At 41.2% G+C, this 6,946-nt stretch carries 5 protein-coding genes; 2 read left to right on the top strand and 3 right to left on the bottom strand.

All coding sequences use genetic code 11. The features are described from left to right. Nucleotides 1–969 (top strand): sensor domain-containing diguanylate cyclase (locus AC075L_RS00545; RefSeq protein WP_476387012.1); only part of this gene is annotated, 969 nt, incomplete at its 5' end. Between the two features lie 103 nt (nt 970–1,072). Continuing rightward, entirely contained in the window at nt 1,073–3,589 is a 2,517-nt protein-coding gene (locus AC075L_RS00540; protein WP_118617221.1) for a winged helix-turn-helix domain-containing protein, read from the top strand. Nucleotides 3,590–3,678: 89 nt separating this feature from the next. On the opposite strand, the gene AC075L_RS00535 is transcribed toward AC075L_RS00540, so the two are convergent. From AC075L_RS00535 to AC075L_RS00525, 3 genes are all read right to left on the bottom strand, one after another. After that, nucleotides 3,679–3,921, bottom strand: coding sequence for a hypothetical protein (locus AC075L_RS00535; RefSeq protein ID WP_182438146.1), 243 nt, complete (start codon nt 3,919–3,921; stop codon nt 3,679–3,681). A 173-nt stretch (nt 3,922–4,094) separates the two neighbouring features. After that, nucleotides 4,095–5,579, bottom strand: a complete 1,485-nt coding sequence (locus tag AC075L_RS00530) for a glycoside hydrolase family 32 protein (RefSeq protein ID WP_476387011.1) — start codon at nt 5,577–5,579, stop codon at nt 4,095–4,097. Between the two features lie 31 nt (nt 5,580–5,610). After that, on the bottom strand, nt 5,611–6,946 hold a 1,336-nt coding region (locus AC075L_RS00525), incomplete at its 5' end, for a type 2 periplasmic-binding domain-containing protein (RefSeq protein ID WP_476387010.1).

Below are 6,946 nucleotides of genomic sequence, written 5' to 3'. Positions count from 1 at the left end.
GCTTCGCAGATTCATCGTTTGCTTCACTTTCCGGATTATGGTAAAATAAAAGCAAAAAGCGGAGGTGATAATGTGCATTCAGTTAATTATAAAGACTATCTGAATTTAGTTTTAAAGGGTGCCGGATTATGCCTGTTTGAGGTGGATGTTGAAAAGCAGCGATACGTTCGCTTTGAAAATGCAGAAGCCATATATCAGGTATCCGGAGAGAAGGTTTTGTCTGATTTGGAAGAGTTTTCATCCCTGACACCGGACGCATATATGAAAGCTGTATCAGATTATTTTGTCCATCCGGATGATCACGGGACTGTAGCCGATGCTTTTGGAAAAGTTTTGAACGGACAGCAGGCTGTCTACGATGCACGGATGAAATGTGGAACAGGCAAGTACCACTGGTGCCGTGTATGCGCTACTCCCTATATGCGGGAAGACAAATTATATTTAATTGGTGTTGTGTCTGATGTAAGCAATCTTTATGATCTTATTTTGAAGGAAAAAGAGAAAAACATGAAAGACACCTTTACCGAATGCTATAACAAAAATGGGTTTAAAGAATTATGCAAAAAATTTCTGGACAAAAACCCCAGACCATCCTACACTTTTATCATGATCGATCTGGATGATTTCAAGGCAATCAATGACAACTTTGGACATGAGACAGGGGATAAGGTTCTTTTGGAGACAGTAAAACAGCTGAGGGAATTTTTCCCAAGACCGTCACTGATCGGACGTTTTGGCGGAGATGAATTTATGGTGCTTTGCCCTTTTTCACAGAAAGAGCTATTAGAGGAAACTATAAACCATTTTATGGAATGTACCATTCCCCCTTATTCTGTGAAAAAGAGTGTGGGATATACTTTTATTCCTGATGATAAAATTGACTATGAAGAAATTATAAAAACAGCAGATAAGGCACTGTACACAGCAAAACAAAAGAAAAACTGTGCCGTATTTTCTTCCATTTTCTGATATCCAAAACCTTTGTTATCTGAAAAACCACCTGGAAAAAGTTTCATTTTGATACTTTATATGTTAAAATGAAACATATCGTATCAAGTGAGGGGTTTTACAGATGTCTAAAAAGAAATATAGTCTGAATACAATTTACATCTCTGAGCGTCTGCAGGAGAATCTGAAACCGATTTCACAATCTGCATTCACTGCTGTGACTGCTCCCATGGGATATGGAAAAACAACTGCTATCAACTGGTATCTGGACAAACAGAGCAAAAACGGAAATTCCTGTGTGATCCGGATCAGTATTTATTTTGATAATCTGTCTGTTTTCTGGCAGAGCGTTCAGAAGGCCTTTGCCTTTGCAGGGCTTGATTTTCTGGATAATTATAGCTGCCCTTCAGATGCTGCCAGTGCCGGGATGCTTGCTGATGAGCTTTGTTATTCCCTGAGCGGTCAGACCTCTTACTACATTTTTATTGATGATTTTCATCTGCTGGGTGAACCTCATGTTGCAGATTTTTTTTGTATGCTTGCCAACAGACTGCCTGAAAATATCCACCTGATCGTATCCGGCAGAAATGCTTTTCTGTCCGGAAAAGAGATTCTCCGTCTTGGCAAAAAGTTATATCAGATCCATACCAGGGATCTGTGTCTGAATCGGCAGGAGCTTTCTGTCTATACCCATCGCTGCGGTGCCAGCCTGAACGAAGATCAGCTGAACACGCTTCTCTATTCCAGTGAGGGATGGTTCTCTGCAGTCTATCTGAATCTCTGTACCTTTTTTGAAAACGGACACTTTCCCGACCATACTTCTAATATCTATGATATGTTTTCCTCTGCCATGATCGCACCCCTTTCTGATGCGCAGCAGAAATTTCTCACTGTTATGGGACTTGCAGATGAATTTACCGTTGAAATGGCACTTTTTATTACAGGGAATCCGAAAGCCGGACAGATTCTTTCCCTTATGACCAGTCAGAATGCTTTTATCACTCCTTTGCCCGATGGAGTCAGCTTCCGTTTTCACCATATGATGAAGGAATGTACACAGCGTGCCTTTGCCATGCTTTCCCATGAAAAACAGACAGATTTCCGGAATCGTTACGGACAATGGTATGAATCCCGGGGACAGTTCCTGCAGGCACTTGCTGCCTATAACAAGGCTCTTAACTATGATGCAGCACTTGCTGTTATCCAAAAGGATGCAGGAATCCTCCTGGCTTCTCTTTCGCCGGAAAAGGTTCTCGCATTTCTTGATGTCTGTCCAACAGAAATCCTGAAGAACAGGCCTCTGGCCCTTCTCGTATTAATGCGCCGTATGTTTACCTGGCATCAGATTCCCAAAATGATGGAACTGAAGCAGCTTCTGACAGATACCATAGCTGAAGATAACACTTTGTCCGAAGATGAGAGAAAGAACCTCTCCGGAGAATGTGATCTTATTATGAGTTTTCTGATGTATAACGATATCACCGGTATGAGCGTTCTGCACCGTCAGGCCAGTTCCAAAATGACCAGACCTGCCATCAGTATCCGCAAAACAGGAAGCTGGACCTTCGGTTCTCCTTCTGTTCTGATGATGTTTCACCGCAGATCCGGAACCCTGGATGCAGAACTGACAGCTATGAATGAATGTATGCCCCACTATTACAGGATTACCCAGGGACATGGACAGGGTGCGGAATTGCTCATGAATGCAGAGGCAGCATTTATGCAGGGAAATTTTTCAGATGCACAGATTCTGCTGGAGCAGACTTATTCCACCATTGCATCAAACGGACAGCACAATATTTCGCTCTGCTGTGACTTCCTTGCTGCAAGGCTTTCCCTTTTTCAGGAGAGTGTCACCTTTGTGAAGAATCCTGAAGTAAAGCGTAAGGAGCTTCTGTCTCTCCACAATATGATGTGGCTGAATATTTTTGACAGTACTTATGCTTATTACTATGCATTGACCGGAATGCCGGAAAAGATTCCTGCATTATTTAAAGACCATATGTTATCCACTGTCAGCTTTCTCTCTCCCTGCAGACCTATGATGGAAATGATCGAGAACCAGGTCTTTCTTTCACAGAAAATGTACGCAAAAGTTATAGGCAGAAGCGAAACGCTTCTGCCTGTCTGTGAGAAAATGCACTATGAACTTGTGTCTCTCCACGTTCAGATCCAGACTGCTTCTGCTTACGCAATGCTGGGCAAACATCATGATGCACGACAGCTTCTGCTGAAAGCCTTAGGACACGCCATGCCGGATGGCTTTCTGATTCCGTTTGTAGAAAATTATACCTATATCAAGGACGTGCTGGGCAGTATTAATTCCATAACACCAGAGCCTTTCACAGACCGGATCCTTTCCCTTGGTTCTGTTTATGAACAACACTGCCTCCGCCTGTCCAGCCGTAATTACAGGCCTGAGATCCTAAATATGCTGAACAGCAGAGAAGCAGAAATCGCAGCTTTGATCACCGACCGTCTGAGCAACCGCGAAATCGCAGAGAGGTTATTTCTCTCTGAAGGCACTGTGAAACAATATGTCAACCAGATTTATTCCAAGTTGATGATCAACGGTGATACACGCACCAAAAGGAAACAACTGGCAGAGCTGATTTCTTCCATAAACAAGAGCCTTACCTGACACTTTGAGAAAAAAAAGCAAGGAAATTCACATGACCAAAGTCTTGCGATTTCCTTGCTTTTTGGCAAGAATTACAAATTTAAAGTTTTTTACTTATTTGCATTTCTGATAGTATTTAAATACTGTTGGATTTCTTCTTGTTCGGGCATTACTCGCAGCGCACCTTTTCTTGTAGTAATGATAGAAGCTGCTACATTGGCAAAATTTAGCATTTCTGTTTCCTTGAGAATATCCTCGGAAATCTCAGTTTTATTCAGCATCATGTCTGCTCTCAACTGATCTCCAAAAAAATCATTACCAACCTTACCAATAAATGCTGTATTATGTCCCAATTTATAGCAATCCTCTGAAATAATGCATCTTAATCCAGCCCATCAGAGTGTGAAATCCTGCGTCAGATACCTTTGCCGTGCGTCAGCACGCCTGCAGATATCTTCCTTGTCTTTCGCACTCTGCTGAACTGTCTTAAATGCATTATTTACGAAGATTGCTATAGAACGCTTTATTATAATAAATCATATTTCACTATATCAAGCTTAACTGCACCATCAGCAAGGAAAGAAATCCCCTTTGCTTCCTGCTTTGTAAGAATAACCGCAGACATAACCTGCTCGCCGTCATTAATAAATACTTCCACACTAAACTTATCCAAAATCACACGCAGTTTTAGTTCATTGCTGTCACCGTTTACCAGACAACTGCTCTGATGAACCAGCGCCCGTTCGCTTCCTGAGAATTTTCTATCGATTTTTAAAACAGATTCATCCGGACGGAAGCATAATGTAGAATGATATTTCTCATTCTCTGCAAAACAGAGTTCAAATTTTTTATAAAGATTGTCTTTATCTGCCGGTCGTATCACAAGTTCCAGATCTACCGTTCGTCCTTCAATCTGATCCAGTGTGAGCCTGGTATCTTTTATCACAACATTGTTATACTCGACTTTGTTTGCACGCATGGCATTAAGTTCTCTGATCGGAACCTGATACAATCTTCCGTTTTTAACAGACAGTTCTCTTGGAAGACTCATTTGTGCGAACCATCCAGAGTCATTGCATCGATATGCAAGCGTATCCCAGTTCTGCATCCAGGCGATCATAATTCTTCGTCCATCCGGTGCAAGCAGTGTCTGCATTGCGTAATAGTCAATTCCGTAATCAACACCTTGACAAAACTGTTCCTTTAAAGTATGTGTCTCAGGATCCAACTCCCCAATAATACATAACGTTCCATTTCCATTATGAAATTCTAATCCTTCCGGAAGCATATCCTGTGGACTTGTCAGAAGCACATATTTGCCGTCCAATTCAAAGAAATCCGGGCATTCCCACATTTTTCCATAACGATTTTGATTCTTTGCCAGAATGCTTACAAATTCCCATTCAAAGCCATTTTTACTTCTGTAAAGAAGGATCTGTCCGCTTCCATCAGCCGGACGACTTCCTATAACACAATAAAAGTTTCCATCGTTCCCTTTCCAGATTTTGGGATCACGAAAGTCTACTTTACTAGCCCCCTTTGGAAGATCTTTGGCTGTCAGAACCGGATTCTTATCATACTTTTCATAATCCTTACCATCTCCAACTGCCACTGCCTGTGTCTGAATATCCCTTACAGTTCCGTCTTCCAGTTTCTCCTGATTTACAGAAGTATACATAAGCAACTGTCTGCCATCCTCTAATTCTATGGCACTTCCTGAAAAACAGCCGAATTTATCATAATCTTCATCCGGTGCCAATGCAGTCGGAACATAGTTCCAATGCAATAAATCCTTACTCACTACATGTCCCCAGTGCATACTGTCCCAATGTGTGCTATACGGATTATACTGGTAGAACAAATGATACTCTCCTTTATAACAGGAAAATCCATTTGGATCATTCATCCAGCCAACATAAGGAGTTATATGAAAGGCTGGTCTTTCTTCCTCTTTGATCTGCTGTCCCTGTATAAATTCATATTTTCTTGCCTTTTCCAACATTTCGCTCATATAGTTTCTCCTGTCAAAATGATATCTTCTCTTATTTTTCACTGCTTAATGAATCCTGATACTGGTCAAAATATTTTTGCTTGATTGAAAGGTAATCGGAAAGCCCGTACTTCTCCATTTTTTTCAGATAAGAATCCCATTCTTCATCAATTCCTCCGTTCAGGATCCAATCTGCTTTCTTCTGTTCTGCATATTTCTTAATATCTGTATCATACTGTGACACTTTGTTTGTATCATCAATACTCATAAATACATTAGGATAAACATATTTGCTGTTCATATCCTGTAAATATGTCTCATGCATATTATCCAGACGCCATTTCGCATCTTCCGGCTGTGTTACATATACGCCATAATATTCATTTAATATAGCGAGAGGACCATTTACAGATTGCGCTTCACGTACTTCCACCGGTGACTGATCTCCTAAGTCCATATGCTTTAACATTTTTTCGCCATCTTTGTTTACAGACAGCTCAAAAATATTAAAGGAATCCTTCTCTCCATAGGTTCCCCAGTTATTTTGCGGAGACTGAAGGGGTGCATACATCTGATCGATCCATGCGGCAGCAAGTGCCGTGTTACGGCAGCTGGTAGTAAGCACACATCTTCCTCTGTCAAAACCGCTGGTCTCACTGTTGTTCTGTCTGGTGATATTTCTCATTCCATCCGGTCCGGTCAGTGCCGGAAGCATCACATAATCCGTATTGTTGTCTATATTAGCAATATCCCATGTGAAGCAAAGTCCATAACGGTGATTCTTTCCTTTTGCAACATAAGTAGACCATTCCTGTGTAAATGCTTCCGGATCGATCAGATTCTCTGTCACAAGTTTATGCAGCCATTTGATACCTTCTTTGTATCCTTCCTGAACCGTTGTATAAATCACCTTACCTTCATCTGTTACAGCAAAATGATCTCCTGTGTCCCCATAACCATCTCCGAATCCATTTATTAAGATTGAAGGATCCTGATCTCCGTTATTGATAATAAATGACATCGGTATTACATCACCTTCAATGGAAAACTCTTGTTTCAGATCATCTGCATGATCTCGAAATTGAATCAGTACCTGCTCCAGTTCATCTGTTGTGGTTGGAATCTCAAGACCAAGATAATCAAGCCATTTCTTATTAATATAAGGAATATCTCCAATGGCCTGAATTGCTTCTTTTCCGGAACCAAGCTGTTCAATCCACGGAAAAGAGTAAATATGTCCATCCGGTGCTGTACACATGGTTCTGTATTCCGGGTATTTTTCAAACACAGCCTGAAGGTTTGGCATATATTTGTCAATCAGATTTTCCAGCGGAATAATTATTCCCTGCTTTGCATAACGCAACAGATCATAATCACTCATGCCTGCA

This window comes from Blautia sp. ZXY-1-B12, assembly GCF_056339915.1.
The sequence above is the reverse complement of the archived record's forward strand: the minus strand, read 5'-3'. Positions and strand labels throughout refer to the sequence as shown.